Annotated in this window: 25 protein-coding genes and 2 pseudogenes; 14 read left to right on the forward strand and 13 right to left on the reverse strand. The window is 68.0% G+C overall.

Going from position 1 to position 26,300, the window contains the following annotated elements; translation table 11 throughout:
• Nucleotides 1–281: 281 nt before the first annotated feature.
• From WS46_RS25075 to WS46_RS25085, 3 genes are all read right to left on the reverse strand, one after another.
• Complete coding sequence (locus tag WS46_RS25075) at nt 282–482, reverse strand: hypothetical protein (protein WP_059526917.1); 201 nt, start codon at nt 480–482, stop codon at nt 282–284.
• A gap of 798 nt (nt 483–1,280) precedes the next feature.
• Nucleotides 1,281–2,657, reverse strand: a complete 1,377-nt coding sequence (locus WS46_RS25080; protein ID WP_059692106.1) for a cell wall metabolism sensor histidine kinase WalK — start codon at nt 2,655–2,657, stop codon at nt 1,281–1,283.
• Complete coding sequence (locus WS46_RS25085) at nt 2,654–3,316, reverse strand: response regulator (protein ID WP_059692107.1); 663 nt, start codon at nt 3,314–3,316, stop codon at nt 2,654–2,656. Before WS46_RS25085 ends, WS46_RS25080 begins: the two co-directional genes overlap by 4 nt.
• Before the next feature lie 227 nt (nt 3,317–3,543).
• Here WS46_RS25085 and WS46_RS25090 point away from each other — a divergent pair, with 227 nt between their 5' ends.
• From WS46_RS25090 to WS46_RS25110, 5 genes are all read left to right on the forward strand, one after another.
• Nucleotides 3,544–3,897: a YgiW/YdeI family stress tolerance OB fold protein gene (locus WS46_RS25090; protein WP_059526909.1), complete on the forward strand. Its 354-nt coding sequence runs from the start codon at nt 3,544–3,546 to the stop codon at nt 3,895–3,897.
• A gap of 63 nt (nt 3,898–3,960) precedes the next feature.
• Nucleotides 3,961–4,821 (forward strand): MurR/RpiR family transcriptional regulator, encoded by an 861-nt coding sequence (locus tag WS46_RS25095; RefSeq protein WP_059526906.1) that lies wholly within the window; start codon nt 3,961–3,963, stop codon nt 4,819–4,821.
• Nucleotides 4,822–4,956: 135 nt separating this feature from the next.
• Nucleotides 4,957–5,817 carry an oxaloacetate decarboxylase gene (locus WS46_RS25100; RefSeq protein WP_059692108.1) on the forward strand — a complete coding sequence of 287 codons (861 nt, stop codon included), beginning with the start codon at nt 4,957–4,959 and terminating at the stop codon, nt 5,815–5,817.
• 333 nt (nt 5,818–6,150) lie between these two features.
• Complete coding sequence (locus tag WS46_RS25105) at nt 6,151–6,417, forward strand: YodC family protein (RefSeq protein ID WP_059526900.1); 267 nt, start codon at nt 6,151–6,153, stop codon at nt 6,415–6,417.
• A gap of 146 nt (nt 6,418–6,563) precedes the next feature.
• Nucleotides 6,564–7,730: a cytochrome P450 gene (locus WS46_RS25110; protein ID WP_059692194.1), complete on the forward strand. Its 1,167-nt coding sequence runs from the start codon at nt 6,564–6,566 to the stop codon at nt 7,728–7,730.
• Between the two features lie 18 nt (nt 7,731–7,748).
• On the opposite strand, the gene WS46_RS25115 is transcribed toward WS46_RS25110, so the two are convergent.
• Together WS46_RS25115 and WS46_RS25120 are read right to left on the reverse strand one after the other, a co-directional pair.
• Nucleotides 7,749–8,075: a superinfection immunity protein gene (locus WS46_RS25115; protein ID WP_059526895.1), complete on the reverse strand. Its 327-nt coding sequence runs from the start codon at nt 8,073–8,075 to the stop codon at nt 7,749–7,751.
• A 90-nt stretch (nt 8,076–8,165) separates the two neighbouring features.
• Nucleotides 8,166–8,585: a rhodanese-like domain-containing protein gene (locus WS46_RS25120; RefSeq protein WP_059692109.1), complete on the reverse strand. Its 420-nt coding sequence runs from the start codon at nt 8,583–8,585 to the stop codon at nt 8,166–8,168.
• Between the two features lie 111 nt (nt 8,586–8,696).
• Between WS46_RS25120 and ftrA the strand changes: the two genes are divergently transcribed.
• Entirely contained in the window at nt 8,697–9,671 is a 975-nt protein-coding gene (ftrA, locus tag WS46_RS25125) for a transcriptional regulator FtrA (protein ID WP_059526889.1), read from the forward strand.
• 172 nt (nt 9,672–9,843) lie between these two features.
• Nucleotides 9,844–10,569 (forward strand): hypothetical protein, encoded by a 726-nt coding sequence (locus WS46_RS25130; RefSeq protein WP_059692110.1) that lies wholly within the window; start codon nt 9,844–9,846, stop codon nt 10,567–10,569.
• A gap of 66 nt (nt 10,570–10,635) precedes the next feature.
• Here WS46_RS25130 and WS46_RS25135 read toward each other — a convergent pair whose 3' ends face one another.
• Nucleotides 10,636–12,975, reverse strand: coding sequence for an Orn/Lys/Arg decarboxylase N-terminal domain-containing protein (locus WS46_RS25135; protein WP_059692111.1), 2,340 nt, complete (start codon nt 12,973–12,975; stop codon nt 10,636–10,638).
• A gap of 3 nt (nt 12,976–12,978) precedes the next feature.
• On the reverse strand, nt 12,979–14,505 hold the full coding sequence (adiC, locus tag WS46_RS25140; protein ID WP_059526878.1) for an arginine/agmatine antiporter: 1,527 nt from the start codon (nt 14,503–14,505) through the stop codon (nt 12,979–12,981).
• A gap of 607 nt (nt 14,506–15,112) precedes the next feature.
• On the opposite strand from adiC, the gene WS46_RS25145 reads away from it, so the two are divergent.
• The 4 genes from WS46_RS25145 (at nt 15,113) to WS46_RS25160 (ending at nt 18,991) form a co-directional block, all read left to right on the forward strand.
• Nucleotides 15,113–16,567: a M20 family metallopeptidase gene (locus WS46_RS25145; RefSeq protein ID WP_059506616.1), complete on the forward strand. Its 1,455-nt coding sequence runs from the start codon at nt 15,113–15,115 to the stop codon at nt 16,565–16,567.
• 75 nt (nt 16,568–16,642) lie between these two features.
• The gene (locus tag WS46_RS25150; RefSeq protein WP_059692112.1) at nt 16,643–17,752 is read left to right on the forward strand and encodes a malate/lactate/ureidoglycolate dehydrogenase; all 1,110 of its coding nucleotides are present in this window, start codon (nt 16,643–16,645) and stop codon (nt 17,750–17,752) included.
• Entirely contained in the window at nt 17,749–18,156 is a 408-nt protein-coding gene (locus tag WS46_RS25155) for a TfoX/Sxy family protein (protein WP_059527237.1), read from the forward strand. Before WS46_RS25150 ends, WS46_RS25155 begins: the two co-directional genes overlap by 4 nt.
• 256 nt (nt 18,157–18,412) lie before the next feature.
• Entirely contained in the window at nt 18,413–18,991 is a 579-nt protein-coding gene (locus WS46_RS25160) for an NnrU family protein (protein ID WP_059526870.1), read from the forward strand.
• A 157-nt stretch (nt 18,992–19,148) separates the two neighbouring features.
• Here the strand turns inward: WS46_RS25160 and WS46_RS25165 are convergent, their stop codons facing one another.
• Nucleotides 19,149–19,886 carry a sulfite exporter TauE/SafE family protein gene (locus WS46_RS25165; RefSeq protein ID WP_059526866.1) on the reverse strand — a complete coding sequence of 246 codons (738 nt, stop codon included), beginning with the start codon at nt 19,884–19,886 and terminating at the stop codon, nt 19,149–19,151.
• A 171-nt stretch (nt 19,887–20,057) separates the two neighbouring features.
• A pseudogene (locus WS46_RS25170) lies at nt 20,058–20,363 on the reverse strand (DUF488 family protein); the annotation flags it as partial.
• Between the two features lie 184 nt (nt 20,364–20,547).
• Between WS46_RS25170 and WS46_RS25175 the strand changes: the two are divergent.
• From WS46_RS25175 to WS46_RS25185, 3 genes are all read left to right on the forward strand, one after another.
• Entirely contained in the window at nt 20,548–21,837 is a 1,290-nt protein-coding gene (locus tag WS46_RS25175) for an FAD-binding oxidoreductase (protein ID WP_059692113.1), read from the forward strand.
• A gap of 16 nt (nt 21,838–21,853) precedes the next feature.
• On the forward strand, nt 21,854–22,411 hold the full coding sequence (locus WS46_RS25180; protein ID WP_059526860.1) for a helix-turn-helix domain-containing protein: 558 nt from the start codon (nt 21,854–21,856) through the stop codon (nt 22,409–22,411).
• A gap of 147 nt (nt 22,412–22,558) precedes the next feature.
• On the forward strand, nt 22,559–23,905 hold the full coding sequence (locus tag WS46_RS25185) for a glutamine synthetase family protein (RefSeq protein WP_059692114.1): 1,347 nt from the start codon (nt 22,559–22,561) through the stop codon (nt 23,903–23,905).
• Nucleotides 23,906–23,971: 66 nt separating this feature from the next.
• Here WS46_RS25185 and WS46_RS25190 read toward each other — a convergent pair whose 3' ends face one another.
• From WS46_RS25190 to WS46_RS34510, 4 genes and pseudogenes are all read right to left on the reverse strand, one after another.
• Nucleotides 23,972–24,487 (reverse strand): GNAT family N-acetyltransferase, encoded by a 516-nt coding sequence (locus tag WS46_RS25190; protein WP_082725397.1) that lies wholly within the window; start codon nt 24,485–24,487, stop codon nt 23,972–23,974.
• 103 nt (nt 24,488–24,590) lie between these two features.
• Nucleotides 24,591–24,980: a lysozyme inhibitor LprI family protein gene (locus WS46_RS25195; protein ID WP_059692116.1), complete on the reverse strand. Its 390-nt coding sequence runs from the start codon at nt 24,978–24,980 to the stop codon at nt 24,591–24,593.
• 51 nt (nt 24,981–25,031) lie between these two features.
• Entirely contained in the window at nt 25,032–25,793 is a 762-nt protein-coding gene (locus tag WS46_RS25200; protein WP_059692117.1) for an N-acetylmuramoyl-L-alanine amidase, read from the reverse strand.
• Nucleotides 25,794–25,848: 55 nt separating this feature from the next.
• Nucleotides 25,849–26,269 (reverse strand): annotated as a pseudogene (locus WS46_RS34510) (hypothetical protein); the annotation flags it as partial.
• Nucleotides 26,270–26,300: the final 31 nt, after the last annotated feature.

The following is a 26,300-nucleotide window of genomic DNA, read 5'->3' on the forward strand; positions in this document are numbered from 1 at the left end:
CACGCCGTGCCGCGGTCGTGACCGGCAGGGCGAAACGTTGTGCGATCAACGACTTAGGTCACGCATGCTCAGGATATCCACATCCTTGCCAACAAAAATTGTGGACAAGCCCGCGAGCGGTCGCGTTCGGCGCGCGGCGGGCGCGCGTCGGTATGCCGCGGGCCTGCCTGCACGATTCGAAGCGGCATGGACAAAACCTTTCGGATCAAGCGCTTGATCGCGGTATGCGCAGGCTATCCACAAGCTTGCCAACACAATCTGTGGACAAGCCCGCTCGATGTTCAGCCATGCCGATCGTCGACCGACGGCCAGCGCGCGAACGCGAACACCCACAACATGATGAAGTTCAGGACCGGGATGAACATCGTCAGGATCCACCAGCCTGAATGTCCGGTACGCCGAACGATTCGGACATACGGATAGACGACGATCGCGACGAGCACGAGCGAGACGATCAACTGCCCTGCGGTGAAGTGTTCCATGGTCTTCCTCGGATGATGTGTCGTTGTCCGATGCGGGCCGAAGGGCCCGCACGTGGCGCCGCGCGTGCAGTCGCGCGATGCGCGGCCGCGTGCGGTTCGTGTGATCCTGACGCGTCGCGTACATGAACGTCAAGCTGCGTTCGGGGTGCCGCGGTTGCGCCGGATCGTCCGATCGTGCGCGTGAGCGGACCGCGCGCTGCCGCAACGGTGGCGCGGCGCATGAATCGTTGGCCGATCAACGGGTTAGGCGATGCGTGCGCAGGATATCCACAAGCTTGCCAACAAAATCTGTGGGTAAGTGGCGCGACGATTGCGTCGCATATCGAACGCATATTGGAATGCACATCGGATCGCACATCGACGTGGCATCGTGATGCGAAGTGCGGCGAACCGGCGCGTACGACGGCGCGGCGCGCGCCGCGTCTGCATCACGCGTGCCAAAGTCCGTCGGATCAAGGGCTTAGCGTCGCGGTGCGCAGGATATCCACAAGCTTGCCAACATTTTCTGTGGAGAAGTCCGCGTGGCGATTGCGCGATGAAGCCGGGTCGACATGAATCCCGGCCGCCGTTTCATGAACTCGGCGTCGTCGTTCGACACGGCCAGGAAATCCGCGTTTGGCAGGAGAGGGGATCGGTACGCGATGTCGCGTCGAGACGCGAGCGTGTCCGGCGCGGTTTGGCGCATTCGCTGCGCACGACCGCCAAACCCTTTCGGATCAATCGCTTGCCGTCGTTAGCGGCCGGTTGTCCACAAGCTTGCCAACACAATCTGTGGAAAAGCCGGCCATCGGGCGAGCGTCAGGCCGGCGCGGGAAAACGCACCGTCACGGTCAGCCCGCGCCCGCCTTGCGTCGTGCCGAGCGCGACCGTCGCGCGATGCTGTTCGGCGATCCGCTTGACGATCGACAGGCCGAGCCCGCTGCCCGAAGACGTGGCCGCCTGCGCGCCTTCGCCGCGATAGAAGCGCTCCCATACGTCCGTGCGTTCGGCTTCCGGAATACCGGGGCCGTCGTCGGCGACTTCGAGCACGGGCGTCGCGCCGTCGAGGCGCGCGGACACGTCGACGCGCGCACCGTTGCCCGCGTAGCGGATCGCGTTGTCGACGAGGTTGTTCAGCAGCACGCGCAACGTGTCCATGTTGCCCGCGGCCATCACCGGCGACGACACGATCGCGCCGAGGTCGATATGGTGCGCATCCGCGACGCGTGTGCGGTCGGCGACCACCGAGCGGCACAGCGCGGCGAGATCGACGGGCGCGGAGGCCGCGGCGGACGCCTGCGCGTCGGGTTCGAGGCGTGCGAGCGTCAGCAGCTGTTCGGCGAGGTGGCCGAGGCGCGTCGTGCCGGCCTGGATCTGCGCGAGGATCTGCTCGCGTTCGTCGGCCGTCGACGCGCGCCGCAGCAACTGCGACTGGATCGACAGCCCCATGATCGGCGTGCGCAATTCGTGCGCGGCATCGGCGATGAAGTGGCGCTGCAGCGTGAACGAGCGGTCGAGCCGCGCGAGCAGATCATTGATCGCTTCGGCGAGCGGGCGGACTTCGTTCGGCATCGACGCGATGTCGACCGGTTCGAGATTGTTCGCATTCCTGCGCTTCAGGCCGGATGCGATCGTGCGCAGCGGCCGAAGCCCCGCGCCGATGCCGAACCACAGCCCGATCGCGAGCACCGGCAGCATCGAGAACACCGGCCACAGCAGGTGCACCGCGATGCCCGCGATCGCTTCCCAGCGCGCGTGGCGCGCCTGCGCGAGGCGGATCGTCGTGCCGCCGCGTTCGGTCACGTAGGTGCGCCACGGCTGGCCGCCGACGTCGACGCTGCCGATGCCCGTCTGCGCGGGCGGCGGCAGCGCGGACTTGCGATCGGTCGAGTAAACCAGCGTGCCGTTGCGCCAGACCTGCAGCAGCACGGCGTCGGGATCGCTGGCCTCGAAGTCGTGCTTGCCTTCGCCGTGATCGCGGAACGACAGTTCGCCGTTCGGACCGACGACGATTTGCTTCGACATGCTGCGCATTTGATCGTCGAGGAGATCGTCGAGCTCGCGCAGCGCGCCCCAGTAGGTGCCCGCGCTCGCGACCAGCCCGATCACGCACGCGGCCGGCAGCAGCCACATCAACAGGCGCCGCCGCAGCGATGCGCTGCGCCAGCGCGCGATCGCGTGTTGCAGATGCGTCATGCTCCGTCACCGATCCGGTAGCCGACGCCGCGCACCGTGCGGATCATGTCGTGGCCGAGTTTCTTGCGCAGGTTGTGGATGTGTACCTGCACCGCGTTGCTTTCGATTTCCTCGCCCCAGCTGTACAGCCGTTCCTCGAACTGTTCGCGCGAAATCACCGCGCCGGGGTCGCGCATCAGTTCGTGCAGCAGCACGAATTCCTTCGGCGACAGCGTGACTTCGTCGTCGTTGAGCCAGACCAGGTGCTTGACGGGATCGAGCCGCAGCGGACCGATCGCGAGCGTCGTCTGCGCGCGCCCCGCGTGGCGGCGGTTGACCGCGCGAATGCGCGCGAGCAGTTCCTCGAGCACGAACGGCTTGACGAGGTAGTCGTCGGCGCCGCTGTCGAGGCCGGCGATGCGGTCCGGCACGCCGTCGCGCGCGGTGATGATGATCGCGGGCAGGGTTTCGTCGCGGCGGCGCAGCGACGCGAGCACCGACAGGCCGTCGCGGTTCGGCAGCCCGAGGTCGAGCAGCAGCAGGCCGTAGCTGGTGGCGCGCAGCGCGAGCGTCGCGGCGTCGCCGTCCTTGACCCAGTCGACCGCGAAGCCTTCCTGTTTGAGGCCCTGTTCGAGCCCGCTGCCGATCAGCGGATCGTCCTCGACGAGCAATACGCGCATGGATTCGTGTCCGTTGGCGGGCGTGGCGCCCGGGGTTCCCATGATAAGCGCAGGTGTCTTAGGCCGAGCTTAAACACGGGCGCCTCCGTGCGTTCGCGCACCGAAAGGCCGCGACGGCATGCCGCGGCGGACGGCCTTCAGGTTTGCTTAATCTTACGCTCCGTAATCTCGGGGCCGTCGCGTTCAACGGGAGCGCGGCGCACTCGAAAAAATGGAGGAACGAGATCATGAAACACCTGACGAGAATCCTGGCGATCGCGCTCGCCGTGCTGCCCGCCGCCGTCTACGCGGAATACACGGGGCCGTCCACGCTGACCACGACGACCGTGAAGGAACTGCTCGCGAACGGCAAGGACGACCAGCACGTGCAACTGCAGGGGCGCATCGTCAAGCACACCGGCGGCGAGGACTACGAGTTCGCCGATGCAACCGGCACGATCCGCGTCGAGATCGACAAGAAGCTGTGGGCGGCCGGCCAGCCCGTCAGCGACAAGAGCGAAGTGAAGCTGACCGGCGAGTTCGAGCGCAAGTGGTCGGGCAAGGTGAAGGTCGACGCCGATCACGTCGAAGTGCTGCGCTGACCGGTGCACCGGTGCGGACGGGGCCGGTGATACCATGGACGACCGGTTCCCGTTCTCACCAAGATGGCTGCCAATTTCGATGAACTCGCGTCCCGGATCCGGGCGCAATTTTCCGAACTGAGCCCGCAATTCCAGGCGGGCGCTGCATTTCTGCTCGATCATCCCGACGAGGTTGCCACCTCGTCGATGCGCAAGGTCGCGCAGCGCGCGCAGGTTCAGCCCGCGTCGCTCGTGCGGCTCGCGCAGCAATTCGGTTTCCCCGGCTGGAACGAGCTGCGCGACCTGTGCGTCGCGCGCGTGCGCGCGCGTCCCGAGCCACTTACGCAGCGCGCGCGTTCGCTCGTGCGGCCCGACGCGAAGGCGTCGCTCGCGCACGATCTCCTTGCCGCCCAGCAGCACAATCTCGTCGCCACCGCCGCACAGAACGAGCACGCGCTCGCCGACGCCGCGAAACTGATCCGCAAGGCATCGCACGTGCACGTCGCGGGGTTTCGGTCCTGCTATCCGGTCGCGTTCGGATTCGTATACGGCTATCGGCTGTTCCGGCCGACCGTGTCGTTGCTCAACGGCGTCGCCGGCTCGCTCGAGATGGAGCTGCGCACGATCGCGAAGCAGAGCGTGACGGTGATCATCAGTTTCGCGCCGTATTCCGCGGAAGCGACGCGCGTCGCGCAGGCGGCGAAGGCGCAGGGCAGCAAGATCGTCGCGATCACGGACAGCGCGGTGTCGCCGATCGCGCTGCATGCGGACGCGCAGCTGATCTTCACGCACGACAGCCCGTCGTTCTTTCCGTCGCTGGTCGCCGCACATGCGATGGCCGAGGCGCTGGTCGCGCAGTTGCTGGCGATGGAAGGCAGCGATGCGATCGCGGCGCTCGAGCGCACGGAAGCGGAACTGCATGCGAAGGGCGCGTACGTCGTGTAGCCGCACGGCGGCGTGACTGGCGGCACACCGCGCCGCGCGCGAGGCCCCGGCATCCACGTCGATATTTCACCGCGCGCTGAACCGTCGCGGTATCGCGCGCGCGTATGCTGACGTCTCCATTCCGAGGAGACCGCAATGTCCGATTCCAACGTGCAGTTCCGCCAGGCCGAAACCTTCCGCGCGCTGCACACGCGCCGCGGGGCCTTCATCATCCCGAACCCGTGGGATGCCGGTTCCGCCCGGCTGCTCGCGATGGCCGGCTTCGAATCGCTTGCCACCACGAGCGCCGGCTTCGCCTTTTCGAGGGGGCGGCCCGACAACGCGATCGACCGCGACGAAATGCTTGGCCACATCGCCGAGATCGTCGCCGCGGGCGGCCTGCCGGTCAGCGCCGATCTCGAGAACGGCTTCGGCGACGCGCCCGACGCGGTCGCCGAGACGATTCGCCTGGCGGCCGACGCCGGCGCGGTGGGCGGCTCGATCGAGGATGCGACCGGCCGCGCCGACGCGCCGATCTACCCGCACGACCTGGCGGTCGAGCGCATCGCGGCGGCGGTCGACGCGGCGCGCTCGCTGCGGTTTCCGTTCACGCTGACCGCGCGCTGCGAAAACTATCTGCATGGCCGTCCCGACCTTGCCGACACGATCGCGCGGCTCGTCGCGTACCGCGACGCCGGCGCCGACGTGCTCTACGCACCGGGCGTGACCGATCCCGACGAGATCGCGGCGATCACGCGCGCGGTCGGCGCGCCGGTCAACGTCGTGATGGGGCTGCAGGGCGGGTTGCTGAGCCTCGAGGCGCTCGCGGCGCTCGGCGTGAAGCGTGTCAGCGTCGGCGGCGCGCTGGCGCGGGCCGCATTCGGCGCGTTCCTGCGCGCCGCGACGGAAATGGCGCGCGACGGCACGTTCACGTTCACGCAGGCGGCGGTGCCGGGGCGCGACCTCAATCGCTGGTTTTCGGCGCCGGACAATTCGCCCGTCCGGTTCGAACAATGAGCGCCGATAAAACGTGGGAACGTTTCCAGCCGAAAACCGATTGACAGTAATCAATCGAAACCGCCGCCGATTTGAAGTTCGATGACGGCGCGAAATTCATCGTTTATTCTCCGCATTCCGGCTGTTTGACCATATTCGGCGCGCAAGCCGCGCCGAATATGGTGTCAGAAGCCCGCCGCGCGAACCGCTGCCGCGTATCGTTGCGATTTTCAGGTCGATGTTTTCGGGTATTCGGGAGTTGCCGGTTATTTATTGGATTGGTAATCTGCCGCGTATCCGAAAGACCTGTCAGCGGGCCGCCGGAAAATGAATATATAAAAAATCGAGAGAGCGATGAAAATCCGAGAAAATCACAGCAACGGCTTTCGCGTCGGCGATGTCGTGACGCTGAAAACCGGCGGCCCGCGCATGACGGTCACGTATGCCGGGCCGGTCGTGTTCGACGATGCCGACTGGCTCATCTGCCAGTGGTTCGACGACGGCGGCCACTTCCGGCAGGAAATGTTTCATCACGAAACGGTGGTGCCCGAACCGCGTGCGATTTCCGCCGGGCGCGTCCGACTGCGCATGCAGGCGCACCGCTACCGTTCGGCAGCCTGAGGCGACGTCCGTCACGACGCCGCTTGCCGGCGGCCGACTGCTGCGTCGCATCAGCCCGCGGTGCAGGCGTGGGCATGACCGCGACATCCGCGACATTTCACGTCAACCCGAAACATGCGGCGGCCCGACGCGCCGATACTGCACGCATGAACCCGACCAATCCGATTGCCGCGGTCACGCACCGCGATCCCTATCCGTACTACTCGACGCTCGTCGACGGGCCACCGCTCGCGTTCGACGCCTCGCTCGGCCTATGGGTCGCGAGCCGGGCGGCGAGCGTGACGGCCGTGCTCGGTCACCCGGCGTGCCGCGTCAGGCCGCTCGATGCGCCGGTGCCGCCCGCGTTGCGCGGGACGACGGCGGGCGCGCTGTTCGGCGACCTGGTGCGCATGAACGACGGCGCATTGCGGCACGACGTGCCGAAGCAGGCGCTGCGCGCGGCGTTCGCGCCGATCGACGTCGACGCGTTGCGCGAGCGGGCCGCGCAACTTGCCGGCCGCCGGCTGCGCGCACCGCATGACGCCGATGCACTGAATGCGTGGTGCCTGACGGTGCCCGTTTGCGCGGTCGCCGATCTGCTCGGCTTCGACGACGCGCAACTCGACGATATCGCTGCGCTGGTCGTCGACTTCGTCGCCGCGCTATCGCCGCTGTCGGACGACGCGGCGCTGGCCCGCGCGAGCGAGGCCGCGCGGCAACTGCTCGACCGGATGACGGAGCGCGTCGCGCGCACACGCGCGCAGGACGGCTCATGGGTCGCGGCGATTCAGCAGGCGGCCGGTGCCGCGGGCTGGCACGCAAGCGGCGCGCTCGTCGCGAATCTCGTCGGGTTGCTGTCGCAGACGTGCGAGGCGACGGCCGCGTGGCTCGGCAATGTGCTGGTCGCGTGGGACGCAACCGGCGCCGAACGCACGCTGCCGGATGCCGCGACGCTCGACGCGTTCGTCGCCGAGGTCGGTCGCTTCGATGCGCCGGTGCAGAACACGCGCCGCTTCGTCGCGTCGCGCACGACGATCGAAGGCGTGACCGTCGATGCCGGTGCGGCCATCCTGGTCGTGCTCGCGGCGGCGAACCGCGATCCGGCCGTGCATCGCGAGCCGAACCGATTGTTGCCGGGCCGCGCGCCGGGGGCGAACTTCGGGTTCGGCACGGGGCCGCACGGTTGCCCGGGCGAGCGGATCGCGCGGGCGGTGACGGCGGGGGCGTTCGGGGCGTGGTTGCGCGCGGGCGGTGAGGCGCCGCGCGACAGGCTGGTGTGGGACTACCGGGCCTCGACCAACGTCAGGATGCCGAAGTTCGAAGCGGCGAGGTAAGGGGAACAGCGGGACTGCCTAGCGGCAACCTTGCTTCTCGGCCCATTGCTCCTGGGCGGCGACGCGGCGCTGCACGCGTTCGACGAGGCCGGCCGAGAAGGTCCGCATGCTGATGCCGCGGCGCTTTGCGAGGATGGTTTGCGCGACGTCGGTTTGCGGGTTCGGCTGGCAAGCCCAGTAGAGCGTCATCAGCCAGCCGATGCCCGTCCACGCGAACAGGGCGTTGAACATTGCGATCGTCAGCTTGTCGTGCCGGGCGCGCCGGTCGGCGACGATGGCCGGAAGAAAATAGAGCGCGATCGCCGCGACCGAGCCGGCCATCTGAATCGGGACTGCGTGTTCCATGTTGCTGCTCCATCCGAACTGCAATGTGGCCGATTGTCGCGCTTTTTCCGTTTGCGTGCCGGCAATTGATTGTTGCGTTTTTAATGACGATCAGCGCATCGCGACGTCCTCCGGCTGCGCTTCGTTGCACAACGCGAAACCTTCGTCGAGCCAGCCCGTGACGCCGCCGATCATCAGCTTCACCGGGCGGCCGAGGCGCGCGAGCCGGATCGCCGCGCGCGCGGCGCCGTTGCAGTGCGGGCCGGCGCAGTAGACGACGAACAGCGTGTCGGCTGGATGGTCGGCGAGCTTGCCGGCGACGATCTTGCGGTGCGGCAGGTTGCGCGCGCCGGGCACGTGGCCGGCGGCAAACTGCTCCGGACCCCGGACGTCGAGCAGCACGAAATCGGGCGCGCCGGACGCGAGCGCGTCGTGCACGTCCCAGCAATCGGTCTCGAAGCGCAGCGACGCTTCGAAGTGCGCGAGGGCGGCGGCGCTGTCGGCGGCGGGGACGTCGGTGACGTAAGACATGAAAGGCGCTCCTGAAGGGCGGCGCGGAATGCGCCGGGATGAAGGGCAGTATCGCGGTTCGGCGGCCATCGCGGCAGTGGCGCGATCGACAAGTTCCGGTAACATCGCGCCATGCACAATCATCTCGTCGTCGCGCTCGCCTACGATCGCCTCTGCACCTTCGAATTCGGCTGCGTGGTCGAACTGTTCGCGCTCGAACGCCCGGAACTCGGCGTCGACTGGTATCGCTTCGCGGTCTGCGCGAGCGAGCCGGGCCCCGTGCGCGCGGCGGGCGGCATCACGGTCGCCGCGCCGTACCGGCTCGCGATGCTCGATCGCGCGGACACCATCGTGATTCCCGGCTGGCGCGATCCGGACGAGCCGCCGCCGGAACCGCTGCTGAAGAAGCTGCGCGCCGCGCATCGCCGTGGCGCGCGGCTCTGTTCGATCTGCTCGGGCGTGTTCGTGCTCGCGGCGGCCGGCGTGCTCGACGGGCTCACCGTCACGACGCACTGGCGCTACGCCGAGCGCCTGCAGGCGCGCTATCCGGCGCTGCGCGTGAATCCCGACGCGCTGTACGTCGACGAAGGGCAGATCGTCACGTCGGCCGGCTCGGCGGCGGGGCTCGACATGCTGCTGCATCTCGTGCGCCGCGACCACGGCGGCGCGATCGCGAACCGCGTCGCGCAGCGCCTCGTGCTGCCGCCGCATCGCGACGGCGGCCAGGCGCAGTTCGTGCCGCGACCGGTCGCACCGGGCGGCAGCGACCGGCTCGCGAAGCTGATCGACTGGATGCGCGCGCATGCGGCCGAGCCGCACACGCTCGCGTCGCTGGCCGCGCAGGCGGCGATGAGCACGCGCACGCTGCAGCGTCAGTTCGCGGACGCGACGGGGATGTCGCCGCTCGCGTGGCTGATCCGCGAGCGCGTGAACGTCGCGAAGGACATGCTCGAAGCGCATCCCGGGTTGTCGCTCGCGCAGATTGCCGCGCGCGCGGGGTTCGGTTCCGAGGAGTCGTTGCGCCGGCATTTCCGGCGCGTCGCCGCGACGAGCCCTGCTGCATACCGGCGCGGGATGGATCGCGGCGTGAGGCCCACGGACGCGTGAGCGTCGCGTCTTCCTTCGCCACGGCGGCGCCCGGCCGTCGTTCGCTTCCTGCCGACTTCGAGCGCGCGTAAGATGGCGGTCGCCGTGCGGCGATCCGGTTCACGCGCGCCGCGCTTCCTGCGCCGCTGCAACCCGCCGCCATTCATCCATCACAACGACAAGGACAATCGCCATGGGCCTGCTGGGAAAGCTGTTCGGAAAGAAACCGCGTGATGAAGCGGCGACGCCCGTGCCGTCCGCGAACGACGCACCGGACGCATCCGAAGGCGCGAACGATCGGAACGGCCCCGACATCGCGCCGGAGCTCGCGTCCGCGTTGAAGGCATTCCAGGCCGGCCGGCACGAAGCCGCGATCGCGGCCGCCGCGCCGCATGCGGAGCGGCTGGCCGATGCGGCGCGCCTGTGCGCGCTGTCGTATTCGGCGATGAAGCGTTACCGTGAAGCGTTTCCGTACTGGCTCGCGCTGTTCGACCGCGAGCCGAGCGCGCACAACGCGGTTCAGCTCGCGACGACCTCGGCGATGTGCGACGAAGTGGAGCGCGGCGAAGCGTGGATGCAGAAGGCCGCCGAGGTCAATCACGACACGCGCGAGCAGTCCGACGTCGCCGCGCGCGTGAACTTCATTTCCGCGCTGATGCAAAGCGGCCACCTGCGCGAGGCGCTGCCGCATCTCGCGTGGGTGCGCGACGTATACGGCCACGTGCGCATCACCGATTCGACCTTCCTCTACATGCGCGGCATTCCGTTCTTTGCGTCGTTCCTCGAGAACAGTTTCGAGATCCTGAAGGCCACGCAGCCGGCCGACGCGATCGCACCTTGGTACGGAGAACTGAAGGGCAAGCTCGACGAAGAAGGCGAAGCGCAGCTTGCCGCGTGGGTCGGCCGGTTGCCGGCATGACCGGCGGGTCGTCACGCATCGCGACGCCGGCCGCATTCTGCCGGCGCGGCGTCACGATGCGCATGCTCAGCGCGTGTTGGTGTCGCGCGCGGTTTCCTTGATGCACGCGATCCGGTACACGCCGTCCTCGACTTCGACGCCATGCGTGTCGTGCGTGAAGCCGGGGAAGCGCAGGTCGTACTGCTCGAGCGCCTTCAGGTAGCCGAGCAGCGGGCCGTCGGCCGGCCCCGCGTTCTCGCCGGGCATCAGCAGCGGAATGCCGGGCGGATAGGGCACGACGCCCGTCGCGACGGTGCGGCCTTCCATCTCCGACAGCTCCAGCATCTCGATGTCGTTGTGCACGAGATGTTCGAACGCCTCGGCCGGGCTGAAGTCGGGCTGCGGCAGCGTCGAGAAGCCGCGCGACATCATCTCGGTCGTCTTCAGGTCGCTCATCGCGCTGAACATCAGGTCGCACAGTTCGCGCAGGCCGAGCTTGCCGTAGCGGTCCGGATAGCGCGCGACGAGTTCCGGCAGCGCCTGTTCGAGCGGCGCGTTCGCGTCGTAGTCGCGCTTGAAGTCGAGCAGCGTGTTGACGAGCGTGCCCCACTTGCCCTTCGTCACGCCGAGCGAGAACAGGAACAGGATCGTGAAGTCGGTCGTCTTCTCGACGACGATCCCGTGCCGGTCCAGATACGCGGTGACGACCGACGCCGGAATGCCGACCGGCATCAGCCCGCCGTGCGGTGCGACGCCAGGCGTGACGATCGACACCTTGATCGGATCGAGCATGCAGTAGTCGTCCTCGATGTCGCCGAAGCCGTGCCACGTCTCGCCCGGATGCAGCACCCAGCACGACGGATCGGTGGCGAGCAGCGTTTCGTCCGCTTCATGGAACGGCACGCGCCGGCCCGTCTTGCGGTCGACCACGGTGTCCGGCTGCCAGCCGTTGAAGAACCAGTCGTCGTTCTCCTCGCATTCCGCATGCAGCCGCGCGAGCATCCGGCGGAACGACACGGCCTCGCGGATCGCGTCGGTCGTCAGCGCCTCGCCGCCGGGGCCGTCCATCATCGCGGCGCTCACGTCGTTCGACGCGATGATCGCGTAGTTCGGCGACGTCGACGCATGCATCATGTATGCCTCGTTGAAGCGTGCATGCTCGATCGGATTGCGGCCGTCGCGGACGTGGATGAACGACGCCTGCGACAGCGCGGCGAGCAGCTTGTGCGTCGACTGCGTCGCGAACACGGTCGGCTTGCTGGCGTCGTGCTGCGCCGGATCGCCGTGCATCGCGTGACGATCGCGGTAGATCGGGTTGAAGCGCGCATAGCCGTACCACGCTTCGTCGAAATGCAATCGGTCGACGCTCTGGCCGAGCAGTTCCTCGACGCGTGCGACGTTGTAGCAGAGGCCGTCGTACGTCGAGTTCGTGATCAGCGCATGCACGGGCGTCGGATCGATGCCGTCGCGCCCGCGCACCAGCGGGTTCGCGTCGATCGCGAGGCGCACGGCGGCGGCCGTGAGCCGTTCCGGCATGATCGGCCCGATGATCCCGTAATGGTTGCGTGACGGGATCAGGTAAGTCGGAATCGCACCGGACATCGTCATCGCGTGCTCGGCCGACTTGTGGCAGTTGCGGTCGCACAGCGCGACCTGGTTGCGCGTGACGCTCGCCATCAGGATCACGCGGTTCGACATCGACGAGCCGTTGGTCACGTGATACGTGCGGTGCGCGCCGAACACGCGCGCCGCGTAGCGTTCGCTTTCGCCGATCGGACCGGAGTGGTCGAGCAGCGAGCCGAGTTCGCCGACCGAGATCGACAGGTCGGAGCGGAACAGCGCCTCGCCGAAGAATTCGAAGTACGCGCGGCCGACCGGCGATTTCAGGAACGCGGTGCCGCCCGTGTGGCCCGGCGTGTGCCACGAGTATTCGTACACGCGCGAGAACTGCGCGAGCGCGCGGAACATCGGCGGCAGCACGGTTTCGCGGTAGCGTTCGATCGCGGCGACGATCCGCCCGCCGATGAACGCGGTGGTGTCTTCCAGCATCCAGATGAAGTCGTCGGCCTTGCGCATCGCGTCGACGGGAATCGCGGCCGCGCTCGCGCGGCTCGCGAGCAGGAACACCGGCACCGTCGCATTGCGCGCGCGCATCGCGTCGAGCACGGCCTGTGCGGGCACATGGGCGGGATCGTTGCCGAGTTCCCAGTTGAGCAGCAGGCACTGGATCGCGGGATCGGCGTCGACCACCGCGCGCGCGTCTTCGGCGGAGGTCGCGATGACGACGTCGACGAGCCGCGTGCGCAATTCTTCGACGAGCGCGGTGGCCGCGCGTCCGGTGGCCGTGCGTTCGTCGATGTCGTGCTGCACGAGCAGCGCCTTCATGCCGAGGCGGCGGAACGCCGGTTGGGTCAAGGAAGCGGTCATGGGTTATTCCCCCGTTTGCTGGGTTGCCTGGACGCCCGCGGCCGGCGAGCGTGCGTGAAGGATGTCGGCCGTGTGTCGGCCCACGGAGATCCAGAAGGTCGCGACGAGCGCGACGATGGTGACGCCGAGCGCGAGGTAGCGCACCCAGCGCGGCGAGCGGCCGCCCGGATGGATATGGGTTTCCTCGATTTCGCGCTGACGGTTGATCGACAGCTCGTAGAACACGATCGTCGCGATCACGAAGATCAGCGACCAGCGCGTCTGCTGGCCGTCGGAGCCGACCATCGCCCACAGCGCGTAGACGGCGCCGATCAGGCCGACGATCGTGTAGAAGGTGAACTGGTGCGACGGCATCTTGCCGTAGCCGAGCACCTTGATCGCGATGCACGAGTAGATGTACGGCAGGAGCGTCATGATCACGGCGATCGACGCGATCTTGCCGAACTGCTCGCTCGCGCTCGGCGACATCGTCGCGAGCACCTGCACCGACATGATGACCGCGACGATCGCGAGGCCGGCCGACGGCACGTTCTTCGAGTTGACGCGGGCGAACACGCCGGCGAACAGGCCGTCGTCGGCCGCGGCCTTCGCGGTCTGGCCGACCAGCAGCGTCCAGCCCGCGAGCGAGCCGAGGCAGCCGAGCGCCGCGCAGATCGCGACCGCGTTCGCGGCGGTGTCGCCGAGCGCGAGGCGCGCGGCATCCGCGAACGGCGCGCTCGATGCGAGCAGCGCCTTGTTCGGGATCATCCCCATGATCACGGTCGAGCTGAGCACGTAGCAGACGGCCGCGAGCACGACGCCGCCGACGGTTGCGATCGGCACGTTGCGCGACGGGTTTTCGACGACCCCGGCCGACACCGACGCGCTCTCGACGCCGATGAACGCCCACAGCGTGAAGTTCAGCGTCGCGCCGATCGCGCCGACGCTGCTCGCGCCCGACACGTTCCAGCCGGCGAAGTACACGTCCTTGCTGAACCAGAACCAGCCGAACACGGCCATCCCGAGGATCGGCACGAGCGCGAAGATCGTCGTGACCGACTGCACGCGGCCGACCACGTTCGGCCCGAGAATGTTCGCGTAGGTGAACAGCCAGATCACGAAGATCTGCGCGAGCGCGAATACCAGCGGGTCGCGCAGCATCGGGAAGAAGTGCGTGAGATAGCCGAGGCCGGCGACCGCGAGGCCGACGTTGCCGAGCACGTTCGCGAGCCAGTAGATCAGGTTGGTCTGGTAGCCGATGTACGGGCCGAACGACTTGCGCGCGTATGCATACGGGCCGCCGGCGGCCGGGTCGATCGCCGCGAGCTTCGCGAACACCAGCGCGAGCGATACGGCGCCGACGACGGTGATCAGCCAGCCGAAGATCGCGATGCCGCCGGTGGCGGCGAGGTTCGCGGGCAGCATGAAGACGCCGGAGCCCATCATGTTGCCCGCGACCATCAGCGTGGCGGGGATGACGCCGATTTTCGGCGCGGCGGTCGCGGCTGGCGCGGCGGTGGAACGGGAGGAAGACGAGCTGGCATCGGACATGCGAGGCTCCTTGAATGATCGTGATGCAGTTGAGGTGGCGCGGCCCGGCGCCGGTCGACGAATCCGGAATGGTCCGTCGCTTTATTGAACGACAGCATCTTATCTCTTAATTGAGTTTCAATAAGAGTAAACGATGCAATTTAATATCTTGAATATTGATCGTCATCATTGAAGAAGATGAAATGTCATGGTGCGAACGGATGTGGGCGTATGCGGCAGGGCGGCGGGCCTGGGCCGCTCCGGGTCGTGTTCGCGGGTGACGGTGCAGTATCTCGAAAATGGAACGGATAATCGATTTTTTGCCGAACTGGTTAATTCAATTCATGGGCTGAATGACTCGGGAAACCCTGATTGAATTAGTCGGTTATTATCGAGCGCTTGAAATGCGCTCGCCGGCGCCAGTGATTATTTCTACCGAACGGTGATGCCGATGACGATGCATCGGTGCAATTGCCGACGGCCGCGGCATCACGGTCGAAGTCGCGTTCGGCGCGCGTGTGAAACGCTGCGGGAACGGGCCCTGAATACGGCCACGGAAAGCGCCCCCGGGAGCGGGGGCATCGGCGTATCATCCGGTGTTTCGTCAGCCCTATCCAGGCACCCCACCATGACCTCCGTCGACACTACCCCCGTCCTCGACCATGACAAGCTCGTTACCTTCGTCGAGCGCAAGTGGAACGATGAAATTCTTCACGCACTGACCGACTACATCGCGATCCCCGCCAAGAGTCCCGCGTTCGATCCCGACTGGGCGAAGCGCGGCTATCTCGAGCGGGTCGTCACCGATGCCGCGCAGTGGGCCGAACGCCAGCCGGTGAAAGGCCTGAAGCTCGAGATCGTGCGCTTGCCCGGCCGCACGCCGGTGATCTTCTTCGAAACGCCCGCGACACGCTCGGGCAGCACCGACACGATCCTGCTGTACGGCCACCTCGACAAGCAGCCCGAATTCGACGGCTGGCGCGCGGACCTCGGCCCGTGGACGCCGAAGTTCGAGAACGGCAAGCTGTACGGCCGCGGCGGCGCGGACGACGGCTACGCAATCTACGCGAGCCTCGCGGCGCTCGGCGCGCTCGACGAGCAGGGCGTCGAACGGCCGCGCTGCGTCGGCCTGATCGAGACCTGCGAGGAGTCGGGCAGCTACGACCTGCTGCCGTACGTCGACGCGCTGCGCGACCGGCTCGGCCAGGTGTCGCTCGTCGTGTGCCTCGATTCGGGCGCCGGCAACTACGACCAGATGTGGCTCACGACGTCGCTGCGCGGGCTGGTGTCCGGTGACCTGCAGGTCGAGGTGCTCGAGGAAGGCGTTCACTCCGGCGTCTTCGGCGGCATCGCGCCGTCGAGCTTCCGCGTGATGCGCCAGCTGTTCGAGCGCCTGGAAGATGCGAAGAACGGCAACCTGCTGCCCGGCGTGTTTCATTGCGAGATTCCCGACAGCCGCGTGCGCGAAGCCGACGCGGCCGCCGCGATCCTCGGCGACGCCGTGTGGAAGGGGCTGCCGTGGGCATGCGGCGCGGACGGCAAGCCGGTGCTGCCGACCACGACCGATCCGCGCGAGGCGCTGCTGAATTCGACGTGGCGTCCGTCGCTGTCGGTGACGGGCGCGGCCGGCCTGCCGGCGCTCGCCGACGCGGGCAACGTGCTGCGTCCGCGCACCGCGTTCAAGCTGTCGCTGCGCCTGCCGCCGCTGGTCGATGCCGCACAGGCCGTGCAGCAGCTGAAGGAGCTGCTCGAACTCGATCCGCCGTACAACGCGAAGGTCACGTTCAAGCCGGACGCAGGCGCCGCGACCGGCTGGAGCGCGCCGGATCTCGCGCCGTGGCTCGCGTCGTCGCTCGACGCCGCGTCGCGCCGCCACTTCGGCGCGGACTGCGCGTACATGGGCCTCGGCGGTACGATCCCGCTGATGAACGTGCTGCAGGCCGGTTTCCCGTCCGCGCAGTTCATGGTGTGCGGCGTGCTCGGGCCGAAGTCGAATGCGCATGGCCCGAACGAGTTCCTGCACGTGCCGTACGCGAAGAAGCTGACCGCCGCGGTGGCGGACGTGATCGCGTCCGCGCGCTGAGCGTTCGCGCTGCCCGACCCGAACGGACTCAACCGGATTCCACCGGATTCACCCCGACCTCACGGAGCCTTGCCGATGACCGCGCTGCCGACCTCCGATACCGACCCGCTGCGCATGCGCGCCGAACCGCTGCATGCATTCGTCGCGGCACTCTGGGAGCGGGCCGGCAGCAGCGAGCGCGAGGCGCGGCTCGTTGCCGATCATCTGGTCGCCGCGAATCTGGCGGGTCACGATTCGCACGGGATCGGGATGATCCCGAACTACGTGGCGTCGTGGCGGGAGGGGCAGTTGCAGTTGAACGGACACGCGTCGATCGTCCGCGACGGCGGCGCGGTGCTCACGATCGACGGCGGGCGCGGCTTCGGCCAGGTGATCGCGTTCGAGGCGATGGTCGAAGGGATCGAGCGCGCGCGACGCATGGGCATCTGCGCGCTCGGGCTGCGCGACGTCCATCACCTCGGCCGCATCGGGCACTGGGCCGAGCAGTGCGCGCGCTCGGGGCTCGTGTCGTTCCATTTCGTCAACGTGCCGGGCGATCTGCTCGTCGCGCCGCTGCACGGCACCGATCCGCGTTTCGGCACGAATCCGTTCTGCGCCGCGTATCCGCGCGCGGGCCGGCCGCCGCTGCTGCTCGATTTCGCGACGAGCGCGATCGCGTACGGCAAGACGCGGGTGGCATACAACCAGCGCAAGCGCGTGCCGGCCGGGTCGCTGATCGATCATCGCGGCCAGCCGACCGACGATCCGGCCGTCATGCACGAGCAGCCGTTCGGCTCGCTGCTGCCGTTCGGACTGCACAAGGGTTATGCGCTGGCGGCGATGTGCGAAATCTTCGGCGGCGCGCTGGTCGGCGGGCATACGACCTACGGCGGCACGCTGCAGAAGACGAGCGCGATCGTCAACGGGATGCTGTCGGTGCTGATCGATCCGAACGCGTTCGACGCGGCCGACGCGGAGCGCGAAGCCGATGCGTTCGTCGAATGGGCGAAGGCGTCGCCGCAGGCGGGCGATGCGCCGGTGCGGATGCCCGGCGAGCCGGAGGAGGCGAGCCGCGCCGCGCGCGGCGCGGACGGCATTCCGGTCGATCGTGCGACGTGGCGGCAGATCCGCGAAAGCGCGGCGGCCGTCGGTTTCGACGACGCGGAACTCGACGTTTGGACGCAGCGCTGCACGGAGCCCGCATGAGCTGGCAATCGGAGAAGGCGCACGGCGAGGAGATCGCGTATCGGCTCGCGCCGCTCGGCAACGTACAGGTCGTGCGGTTCTTCAGCGGCGCCGCGATGCGGCTCGACGGCGTGATGTTCGGCTTCATGTCGCGCGGGTCGCTGTTTTTGCGCGTCGACGACGTGAACCGTCCCGCGTTCGTCGCGGCGGGGATGGGGCCGTTCTCGTATGAGCGTCCCACGCGCACCGTTGCGCTCGAGGGTTATTACGAAACGCCGGCCGACGTGCTCGAGGACGCGGGCGCGCTGTTCGACTGGTGTCGCGGCGCGTATCGCGCGGCGCTGCTGGCGGGGGCGCCGAAGCGCAAGGCGCGGCCGAAGTCGAAGCCGGCGCCGAAACCGGAAGCGACGCGCAAGCGCACGTAGCACCGGGCGCTGAGCGTACGGCGGCGCATTTCCTTTTCCTTTCTTTCTTTCGATCCACCGCGGGTGCGCGCAAGCGCCGGGTTTGACGCACCGCATGTTCCGCCTGCTTCACAACGGCGGCCCCGGCGTTTATGATCGGCGCGATCGCGTCCGTGCCCGGCGCGACCCCGAGCCGGTCTCGCCGCCGGCCTCGCGAACGGCGCATCGAAAGCCGCGCGAATGATTCCCCACTCATCGTTCCAGACGGAGATAGCCGATGCTCGTCCTGATTCTCGGTTTAGCGATCTTCCTCGGTGTGCATTCGATTCGGATCGTCGCGGACGGCTGGCGATCCGCGACCATCGAGCGGATCGGCGAGAAACGCTGGAAGGGCCCTTATGCGCTCGCGTCGATCGTCGGCTTCGTGCTGATCATCTGGGGTTACGGCGTCGCGCGCCAGGGCGGGACGCTGCTGTGGGTGTCGCCCGTCGGCGTTCGCCATCTCACCGGCATGCTGACCGCGATCGCATTCGTGCTGATCGCCGCGGCCTACGTGCCGCGCAACCGCATCAAGACGCTCGTCGGCCATCCGATGGTGGCCGGCGTGATGGTCTGGGCGGTCGCGCACCTGCTCGCGAACGGCACGCTGCATGCGGTGGTGCTGTTCGGCGCATTCTTCGTGTGGTCGCTGGTCGATTTCGTCGTGTGGCGCGCGCGCGATCGCCGCGACGGCGTCCGCTATCCGGCCGGCAGGCTGTCGGGCGATGCCGTGACGATCGTCGCCGGGCTCGTCGTATGGGCCGTCTTCGCGCTGTTCCTGCATGGCCCGCTGATCGGCGTGCGGCCGTTCGGTTGAAGTTGAACGCACACGCCTGCGGGCATTGAAGCGCGGGGCGCGCAAGCCGCCCCGAAGCGCCCGCGACATCGAGTTTGGCGCGTTACTCCGCCGTCGCTCGCCGCACGGACGCTTGCCCGTCGATTGCGCATGCGTCGCGGCCGACGGCGCGCGTGCGTCAGATCGGCTTGGCGAACAGCCCGACGGTCAGCGCGGCGCCGATGCAGACGATCGCGATTCGCAGCACGCGTTCGTTCACGCGGTGCAGCGCCCACGCACCGAGCAGGCCGCCGACGATCGCGCCGCCGCCGAGCGCGAGGGCCTCGCGCCAGTGCAGATGCGGCGAGGTCAGGAACAGCACGACCGCCGACGCGTTCATCACGCCCGCGAGCGCATTCTTCGTCGACATCGCGTGACGCGGCGACAGGCCCGCCATCGTCAGCGCGGCCATCATCAGGAATCCGATGCCTCCGCCGAAGTAGCCGCCGTAGATCGCGATCAGGAATTGCGAGATCGCGGCGGTGACGGGGCCGATATGCTGCGTGCCGGCGCCGGGCTTGCGGAAGAAACTGCCCCATGCGAACACGACCGTCGCGAACAGCACGAGCCACGGCACGAGGTGCGAGAAGATCGACGACGGGGTTTTCAGCAGCAGCAGGCCGCCGAGCGCGCCGCCGACCACGCTGATCGCGAAGAGCGCGCGAAAGGGCAGCTTGCCCGCGCCGCGCACCATGTTCCGGCTCGCCCAGCCCGTCGTGACCTGGCCGGGGAACAGCGCGACCGTCGACGTGATGTTCGCCGCGAGCGGCGACATCCCCGACACGATCAGCGCGGGCAGCGTGACGAATGAGCCGCCGCCCGCGAGGGCGTTCTGCAGGCCGGCCCACAGGCCGGCGATGATGATGAGAGCGAGCATCGGTGCGGGAGCACAGAGGTGGCGGGGCGCGCGGGTACGCGCGGTGGACGCACGATGGTAATGCAGGATCGCAGCGGCGCAAAGCGGAGCGAGCGTGCCGTGTATCGGGTGTGCAGCGGGCGCGGCCGATCGACGTGGATGTTGCATCGGGCATGACGCGCCATCGCGCTTTCATGCCGTCACGGCATCGCGTGCGGCGTCGGTATCGCGTCGCGCGTTCGGCTGCGCGCGGGCTTCGTCTGCCGGCGCATCGCCTTCGACGTCCGGATAGATGATCGTCCCGTCGTCCCGGATCACCGCGCCGGTCGTGAGGTGCGCGGGCTCCACGCGATTCGGGCCCATGATGTGCAGCACCGTCTCGCCGCGCGCGATGAGGTAGTCGGACACGATGCGCCGATGACAGCGCCACCACACGGCTTTCGAACACATGATCGCGCAGCGCTGCCGGTGCCCTTGCGCGATCAGCCGGTCGTTGCCTACGCATCGTCGGCGCTGGCCGCGCGTGGAAAAAGTACGGACGACAGGCGCAAGCGCCATGCCGGCACCCGGCGAGGCTTTCATTTATCCGACGACGCGCGCCCTCATTCTCCCGCTTGCTCTTGTGAAATTGCCGTGCTAATTTTTCATGAAATTATCCGGCGAGAATTTCACGGGAGTCCGCATGTTCGTGCAGTCCGACCGCCACGTCGCAAGCTACTACGCCGGCACTTACCCGGCGCCGATTCCGCGGCGGCCCGAGCTGGACGAATGCGTCGACGCCGACGTGCTGGTCGTCGGCGCGGGCTTCAGCGGGCTGCACACGGCGTTGCGCCTCGCGCTTGCGGGCAAGCGCGTGGTCGTGCTCGAGGCGAGCCGCGTCGCGTGGGCCGCATCGGGCCGCAACGGCGGGCAGGCGCTGCTCGGCTGGTCGTGCGACATGCAGCCGCTCGAGGATTCGCTCGGCCGCGACGGCGCGCGCGTGCTGTGGGACAGCATGCGCTGGGCCGCGGCCGAAGTGCGCGAACTGCCCGCGCGGCACGGCTTCGACATCGACTACCGGCCCGGCAGCCTGTGGGCCGCGGTGCGGCCGCGTCGCGTCGCGATGCTCGCGCAGGCCCGCGACGAAGCCGCGCAGCGCTGGGGCTACGACCGGCTGCGCGTGATCGGGCCGGACGAGATGCCCGAGTGGATCGGCAGTGCGCGCTATCTTGCCGCGCTTCACGATCCCGAGGCCGGCCATCTGAATCCGCTGAAGCTCGCGCTCGGTCTCGCGCAGACGATCGAACGGGCCGGCAGCCGCATCTTCGAGCAAAGCCGCGTGCTCGACTGTCGCGAGACCGCGGGCGGTCACGTTGCCCGCACTGCGCACGGAGAGGTGCGCGCGGATGTGCTGGTGCTCGCGTGCAATGCGTATGTCGACCGGCTCGATCGCGAACTGTCGCGCCGGTTGCTGCCCGTCGGCACCTACCAGGTCGCGACCGCGCCGCTCGCACCGGACGTGGCACGCTCGCTGCTGCCGCGGAACAGTTGCGTGATCGACAACCAGTTCGTGCCCGACTACTTCCGCCTGAGCCCCGACAACCGCCTGCTGTTCGGCGGCGGCTGCACGTATCTCGGCGGCATTCCGGCCGACATCGCGGCCGCGACGCGCCCGCACCTCGAACGCGTGTTCCCGCAACTGGCCGGCGTACCGCTCGACTACGCGTGGGGCGGCCACATCGACATCAGCATGCGACGCACGCCGGACATCGGACGTCGCGGCCAGCGTTTCTGGCTGCAGGGCTTCTCGGGGCACGGCGTGTTGCCGACGCTTGCCGGCGCGCGCGCGGTCGCCGATGCCGTGCTCGGCGACGACCGCCTGCTCGCGCAGTACCAGCGCATCCGCAACCCGCGCTTCCCCGGCGGCGATCGCCTCGCCGCGCCGCTGGAAGCGATCGGCAAGGCCTGGTACCGTTTGCGCGATACCGTCTGACGCACCGGAATCCATCATGAACGAACAGGAAGAGATAGAAAGTCTGGCGATCCTGATCCGCGATCTGCGCAAGCATCGCAAGGTCACGCTCAACGATCTCGCGGAACGGATCGGCCGCTCCGTCGGCTTTCTGTCGCAGGTCGAGCGCGGGCTGTCGCGTCCGACGGTCGCGGATCTCACCGCGATCGGCGAGGCGCTCGGCGTGCCGACCACGTATTTCTACAGCCTCAGCAAACCGCGCAGCGTGCCGTGGGTCACGCGGCCCGACGAGCGGCGCACCGTGTATTACGCGGCCGGCATCACGGACATCCTCGTGTCGCCGAACATGCGTTCGCGCTTCTCGATCCTCGAGAGCCATCTCGCGCCCGGCGCGAGCAGCGGCGAGCGCTCCGTCGACGACAGCGACGAGCAGGGCGGCTTCGTTCTAGAAGGCGAGCTGACGATCTGGATCGACGGCGACGACACGCCCGTCACGCTCGGCCCGAACGACGCATTTCAGCTTCCCGCGCACAAGCGGTTTCGTTACGCGAACCTGAGCGATGTGCCGGCACGCGTGATCTGGGTGTTCACCTGAGGTTGTCGGACGGCGGCGCGACGGGTCGTCGCGCCGTGCTGCCGGTTTGCAGTACTGAGCGATAGCGGGCATGTGACGTGCCGCATGCCGATGAGTCCGGTTCGCCGCGCCGCGGCACCGTCATACAAGACATGGAAAGGATGAGACATGGCTGACGCCGTTCCCGTGCTGGTCGATGAAATCCGCGCATTCCGGCAGGCGCATCCCGAGATCCGTTATGTCGACCTGATCTGTCTCGACCTGCCCGGCCATTTCTACGGCAAGCGCTATCCGATCGATGCGCTCGAGAAGGTCGCGTCGGGTTCGCTGCTGAAGCTGCCGCAGAACTGCGTGCTGCTCGGCACGCAGGGCGGTCTCTACAAGATCGGCGACTACTGCTTCAACGACGGCGACCCGGATGCGCCGCGTCGCCTGATTCCCGGCACGCTGAAGCCGGTGCGCTGGGAGCGGCAGCCGCTCGCGCAGATGCTGATCAGCTCCGACGGCACGGATGCGCCGATCGAGTTCGAGCCGCGCGAGGTGCTGGCACGCGTGCTGCGGCGGTTCGCGGCACGCGGCATCCGGCCGGTCGTCGCGTTCGAGCTCGAGTTCTATCTGTTCGCCGCGCAGCTCGCTGACGGGATGCCGCAGTATCCGCGCGATCGCTTGAGCGACGACCGCGACGACCAGCCGAACATGCACATCGAACGCCTGTCGCGGTTTTCCGACGTGCTGCACGAGATGGTCGAGGCCGCGTGCGAGCAGGGCGTCGACGCGACTGTGATCACGGCCGAGCTCGGGCCCGGCCAGTTCGAGATCAACTTCGGACACACCGACGACGCGTTGCGCGCGGCCGACTGGTCGGCGCTGTTCTGCCGCAGCACGCGCGGCGTCGCGTTGCGGCACGGTTATCGCGCGAGCTTCATGGGCAAGCCGTATCTGCATGCGCCGGGCAGCGGGATGCACGTGCACGTGAGCCTGTACGACGACGCGGGCCGCAACCTGCTCGCCGCGGACGGGCAGCGGCCGCTGCGGCATGCGGTGGCCGGCTGCCTCGAGCTGCTGCCGCACTGCATGCCGGTGTTCGCGCCGAATCACAATGCGTTCCGGCGCTATGGGTCGATGGTGAACGCGGCGAGCCGTGCCAGCTGGGGCTTCGAGGATCGCGATGCGTGCATCCGGATTCCGGAATCGGATGCGCGCAATCTGCGGATCGAGCATCGGCTCGCGAGTGCGGATGCGAATCCGTACCTCGTGCTCGCGGCGATCCTCAGCGGGATGGAGCACGGGCTCGACGCACGGATCGAGCCGATCGCGCCGCTCAACGACGATCGCGGCAGCGGGATCGATTTTCCGAAGGAGATGCTGTCGGCCGTCGCGGCGATGCAGGATCACGCGGCCGTGCGGGAAGGGCTCGGCAGTGAATTCGTGATGGTGTATTGCGAGAACAAGCGGCAGGAGGAGCTGGATTTTCGCAACGAGATCGGGGCGCGGGAGTATCGGTGGTTTCTGTGACGGCGCGACGCGTGACTTCGCCGCGGGGCGGCGGCAAACCCGACGGGAAATGAACCGAGGGCGTGGCTAAGGAAGCGCACGCCAATAGCGGATCTCTTCGATCGGCACACCGTCGATCTCGAACGTCTTGGCGTCGCGCTCGGCGACGAAACCTTCGCGTTCGTAGAATGCCTTCGCCCGACGATTTTCGACGAGGACCCACAGCGATACCCACCGATGCCCCGCGTCGTGCAGTGATCGGCGCGCATGGGCGACCAGCGCGGCCCCGATTCCCCGGCCGCAATGCGACGGATGCAGATAGATCGCGCCGATTTCGCCCCAGGTGGAATCCTTGTCGGTGTCGCGCGTCGGACCATAGTTGATCCAGCCCCGGAGCTCGCCTTCCGTGAACGCGAGTGCGACGCGTGACTGTTCGGCGTCGAGCACCTCGCGCCAGACGGTGGTGCGCTGTTCGACCGACAGACCGGCGAGGTACGAGGCAGGCACGATGCCCGGGTAGGTTGTGCGCCACGATGCGACGTGGATTTCGGCGATGGCCGATGCATCGGGGGGCGTTGCGGCGCGGATGTCGATCGTCGTCATGTTCGATGTGATCGATGTGCCATCGGATTGCCGAATGACAAATGGTGCACGAAAGAAGGTACCGCGCCGCGAATCGACTCACGGCACGGCACCCGGTCAGCCCTTACTCCCCGAGCTTCGCCGTCACGCACCCGGTGCTCGCGCACTCGCGCTCGCGTTCGCGCAGGAACGACAGGCGGGATTGCGTCGCATCGATCGCGCATTGCAGGTTCACGAGGTAGCCGTCGTCGCGTGTCTCGCTGCAGCGATCGTCGCGCTGCTTCATCCACGCGAGCTGGCCCGTCTTCAGCTTCGCCTGCTGGTCGCCGCTCAACTGCTTGCGCACGCGGCCGTACTCGTCGTTCAGCTCGCGGTCGAGCTGCGAGAACTCGTTGCTGCTGCAGTACACCTGGTCGAACGCGCTGCGCGGTTTGCCGCAGCCGGCCGCATGCGCGGCGAACGGAACGGCGAGCGCAAGCAGCGCGCAGGATACGAGCAGATTCTTCTTTTTCATGGCACTCCTCCTCACTGGGTGAAATCCGTTGAAAACCAACGGGCGTTACCTTTACCTGGCCGCCGTGCACGCGTCGATCCCGCCCGCGATCGCGGTGGCGAGGCGCTGGATCGTCTCGCGCTGCGCGAGCCGTTTTTCCTCGTCGGGATTGACGATCACGCCGGCCTCGACCAGCACGGCCGGAATCGGCGCGGTGCGCAGCACGACGAGATCGTCGAAGCGGTGGATGCCGAGTTGCGGATCGATCAGCGGACGATTCTCGCCCTTGATCGGCTGCGCGTGATACAGCGACGGCCGTTCGCCGGCCGCGACCAGCCGCTCGGCGATCGCCTTCGCGCAACGCAGGCTTTCCGCGTAGTGCGGATTGCGCTCCGACACGAACACGGCGAAACCGCGGAATTCGCGTTGCCGGCCCGCGTCGATGAACTGCTGCTGCATCGAATCGTGATGGATCGACACGAACAGGTTCGCGTCGGGGGCCTGCGTCGCGCGCTGGTCGAGCGCGATCTCGCGGCCGTCGGCCGACGTGCGCAGTACGCGATCGCCGTGCGCGGCGAGTTTCTCCGCGACGGCGGTGGACAGGTCGAGGTTGTATCGGTATTCGACGCGGCCGCTGGCGCCGGTGGCGCCCGGGTGGGCCGGCGTATGGCCGGTGTCGACGACGACGTAGCGGCCGGAGGCCGGCTGCGCATCCGGGCTTGCGGCATCGGCCGCATGCAGCGCCGGCGGCACGCCCAGCAGCGGCGCGCACGCGAGCAGGCGCGCGGCGGCGCGCACGAACGGGCGAAGGCGTCGAACGGTTCGGTTTGTCATTGTTGTTGTCGAGGAGGACATGCGGCGCGTCGTATGGCGCGCACCGTCGGCCTGCTCAATGCAGTCGGAATGTCGCGCGATTATAGCGGTTGCCGGCGGCGCCGCAATGACGAAATGACCGCTGCCGCACGGCGTCGCGCGCCGGCGATCGGGCGAGCACGCGCCGGGCGGCGAGCATGCCCCGGTACGACGCTTCCTCGAACACCGACAGCCCGGACAGGCCCGCGTGCGCGAACACCCTGATAGGCGGAGAACACCGAACGCGTCGGCGGCGACATCCGGATCTGCTGGTGCGTCGACACGACATAGCCGAGCCCCGCGCCGTCGTAGACGACGTTGTCCCACGCGAGCGGCACGCCGGCTTCCTCGGCCGGCATCCCGTCGAGCAGGAAGTTGGACACGAGCCACGGCGCGCGCTCGGCACGCATGCACAGGTCCGGCAGCAGGTGGCGCGCGGCGTCGCGTGAGCGGCCGGGGCGACGGCGGTGGTCGCGCATTCGACGACGC

This window comes from Burkholderia sp. RF4-BP95 (genome assembly GCF_001521985.1).
Taxonomy (GTDB): domain Bacteria; phylum Pseudomonadota; class Gammaproteobacteria; order Burkholderiales; family Burkholderiaceae; genus Burkholderia; species Burkholderia diffusa.

Bases quoted from the DNA above. Each gene is read 5' to 3' on its own strand.
- WS46_RS25090 (WP_059526909.1), top strand. From the start codon at position 3,544: ATGAAACACCTGACGAGAATCCTGGCGATCGCGCTCGCCGTGCTGCCC.
- WS46_RS25080 (WP_059692106.1), bottom strand. From the start codon at position 2,657: ATGACGCATCTGCAACACGCGATCGCGCGCTGGCGCAGCGCATCGCTG.
- WS46_RS25105 (WP_059526900.1), top strand. From the start codon at position 6,151: ATGAAAATCCGAGAAAATCACAGCAACGGCTTTCGCGTCGGCGATGTC.
- WS46_RS25195 (WP_059692116.1), bottom strand. From the start codon at position 24,980: ATGAAAAAGAAGAATCTGCTCGTATCCTGCGCGCTGCTTGCGCTCGCC.
- adiC (WP_059526878.1), bottom strand. From the start codon at position 14,505: ATGTCCGATGCCAGCTCGTCTTCCTCCCGTTCCACCGCCGCGCCAGCC.
- WS46_RS25115 (WP_059526895.1), bottom strand. From the start codon at position 8,075: ATGGAACACGCAGTCCCGATTCAGATGGCCGGCTCGGTCGCGGCGATC.
- WS46_RS25160 (WP_059526870.1), top strand. From the start codon at position 18,413: ATGCTCGTCCTGATTCTCGGTTTAGCGATCTTCCTCGGTGTGCATTCG.
- WS46_RS25100 (WP_059692108.1), top strand. From the start codon at position 4,957: ATGTCCGATTCCAACGTGCAGTTCCGCCAGGCCGAAACCTTCCGCGCG.
- WS46_RS25150 (WP_059692112.1), top strand. From the start codon at position 16,643: ATGACCGCGCTGCCGACCTCCGATACCGACCCGCTGCGCATGCGCGCC.
- WS46_RS25120 (WP_059692109.1), bottom strand. From the start codon at position 8,585: ATGTCTTACGTCACCGACGTCCCCGCCGCCGACAGCGCCGCCGCCCTC.
- WS46_RS25075 (WP_059526917.1), bottom strand. From the start codon at position 482: ATGGAACACTTCACCGCAGGGCAGTTGATCGTCTCGCTCGTGCTCGTC.
- WS46_RS25155 (WP_059527237.1), top strand. From the start codon at position 17,749: ATGAGCTGGCAATCGGAGAAGGCGCACGGCGAGGAGATCGCGTATCGG.
- WS46_RS25110 (WP_059692194.1), top strand. From the start codon at position 6,564: ATGAACCCGACCAATCCGATTGCCGCGGTCACGCACCGCGATCCCTAT.
- WS46_RS25175 (WP_059692113.1), top strand. From the start codon at position 20,548: ATGTTCGTGCAGTCCGACCGCCACGTCGCAAGCTACTACGCCGGCACT.
- WS46_RS25085 (WP_059692107.1), bottom strand. From the start codon at position 3,316: ATGCGCGTATTGCTCGTCGAGGACGATCCGCTGATCGGCAGCGGGCTC.
- WS46_RS25095 (WP_059526906.1), top strand. From the start codon at position 3,961: ATGGCTGCCAATTTCGATGAACTCGCGTCCCGGATCCGGGCGCAATTT.
- WS46_RS25185 (WP_059692114.1), top strand. From the start codon at position 22,559: ATGGCTGACGCCGTTCCCGTGCTGGTCGATGAAATCCGCGCATTCCGG.
- WS46_RS25145 (WP_059506616.1), top strand. From the start codon at position 15,113: ATGACCTCCGTCGACACTACCCCCGTCCTCGACCATGACAAGCTCGTT.
- WS46_RS25130 (WP_059692110.1), top strand. From the start codon at position 9,844: ATGGGCCTGCTGGGAAAGCTGTTCGGAAAGAAACCGCGTGATGAAGCG.
- WS46_RS25190 (WP_082725397.1), bottom strand. From the start codon at position 24,487: ATGACGACGATCGACATCCGCGCCGCAACGCCCCCCGATGCATCGGCC.
- WS46_RS25135 (WP_059692111.1), bottom strand. From the start codon at position 12,975: ATGACCGCTTCCTTGACCCAACCGGCGTTCCGCCGCCTCGGCATGAAG.
- WS46_RS25200 (WP_059692117.1), bottom strand. From the start codon at position 25,793: ATGACAAACCGAACCGTTCGACGCCTTCGCCCGTTCGTGCGCGCCGCC.
- ftrA (WP_059526889.1), top strand. From the start codon at position 8,697: ATGCACAATCATCTCGTCGTCGCGCTCGCCTACGATCGCCTCTGCACC.
- WS46_RS25165 (WP_059526866.1), bottom strand. From the start codon at position 19,886: ATGCTCGCTCTCATCATCATCGCCGGCCTGTGGGCCGGCCTGCAGAAC.
- WS46_RS25180 (WP_059526860.1), top strand. From the start codon at position 21,854: ATGAACGAACAGGAAGAGATAGAAAGTCTGGCGATCCTGATCCGCGAT.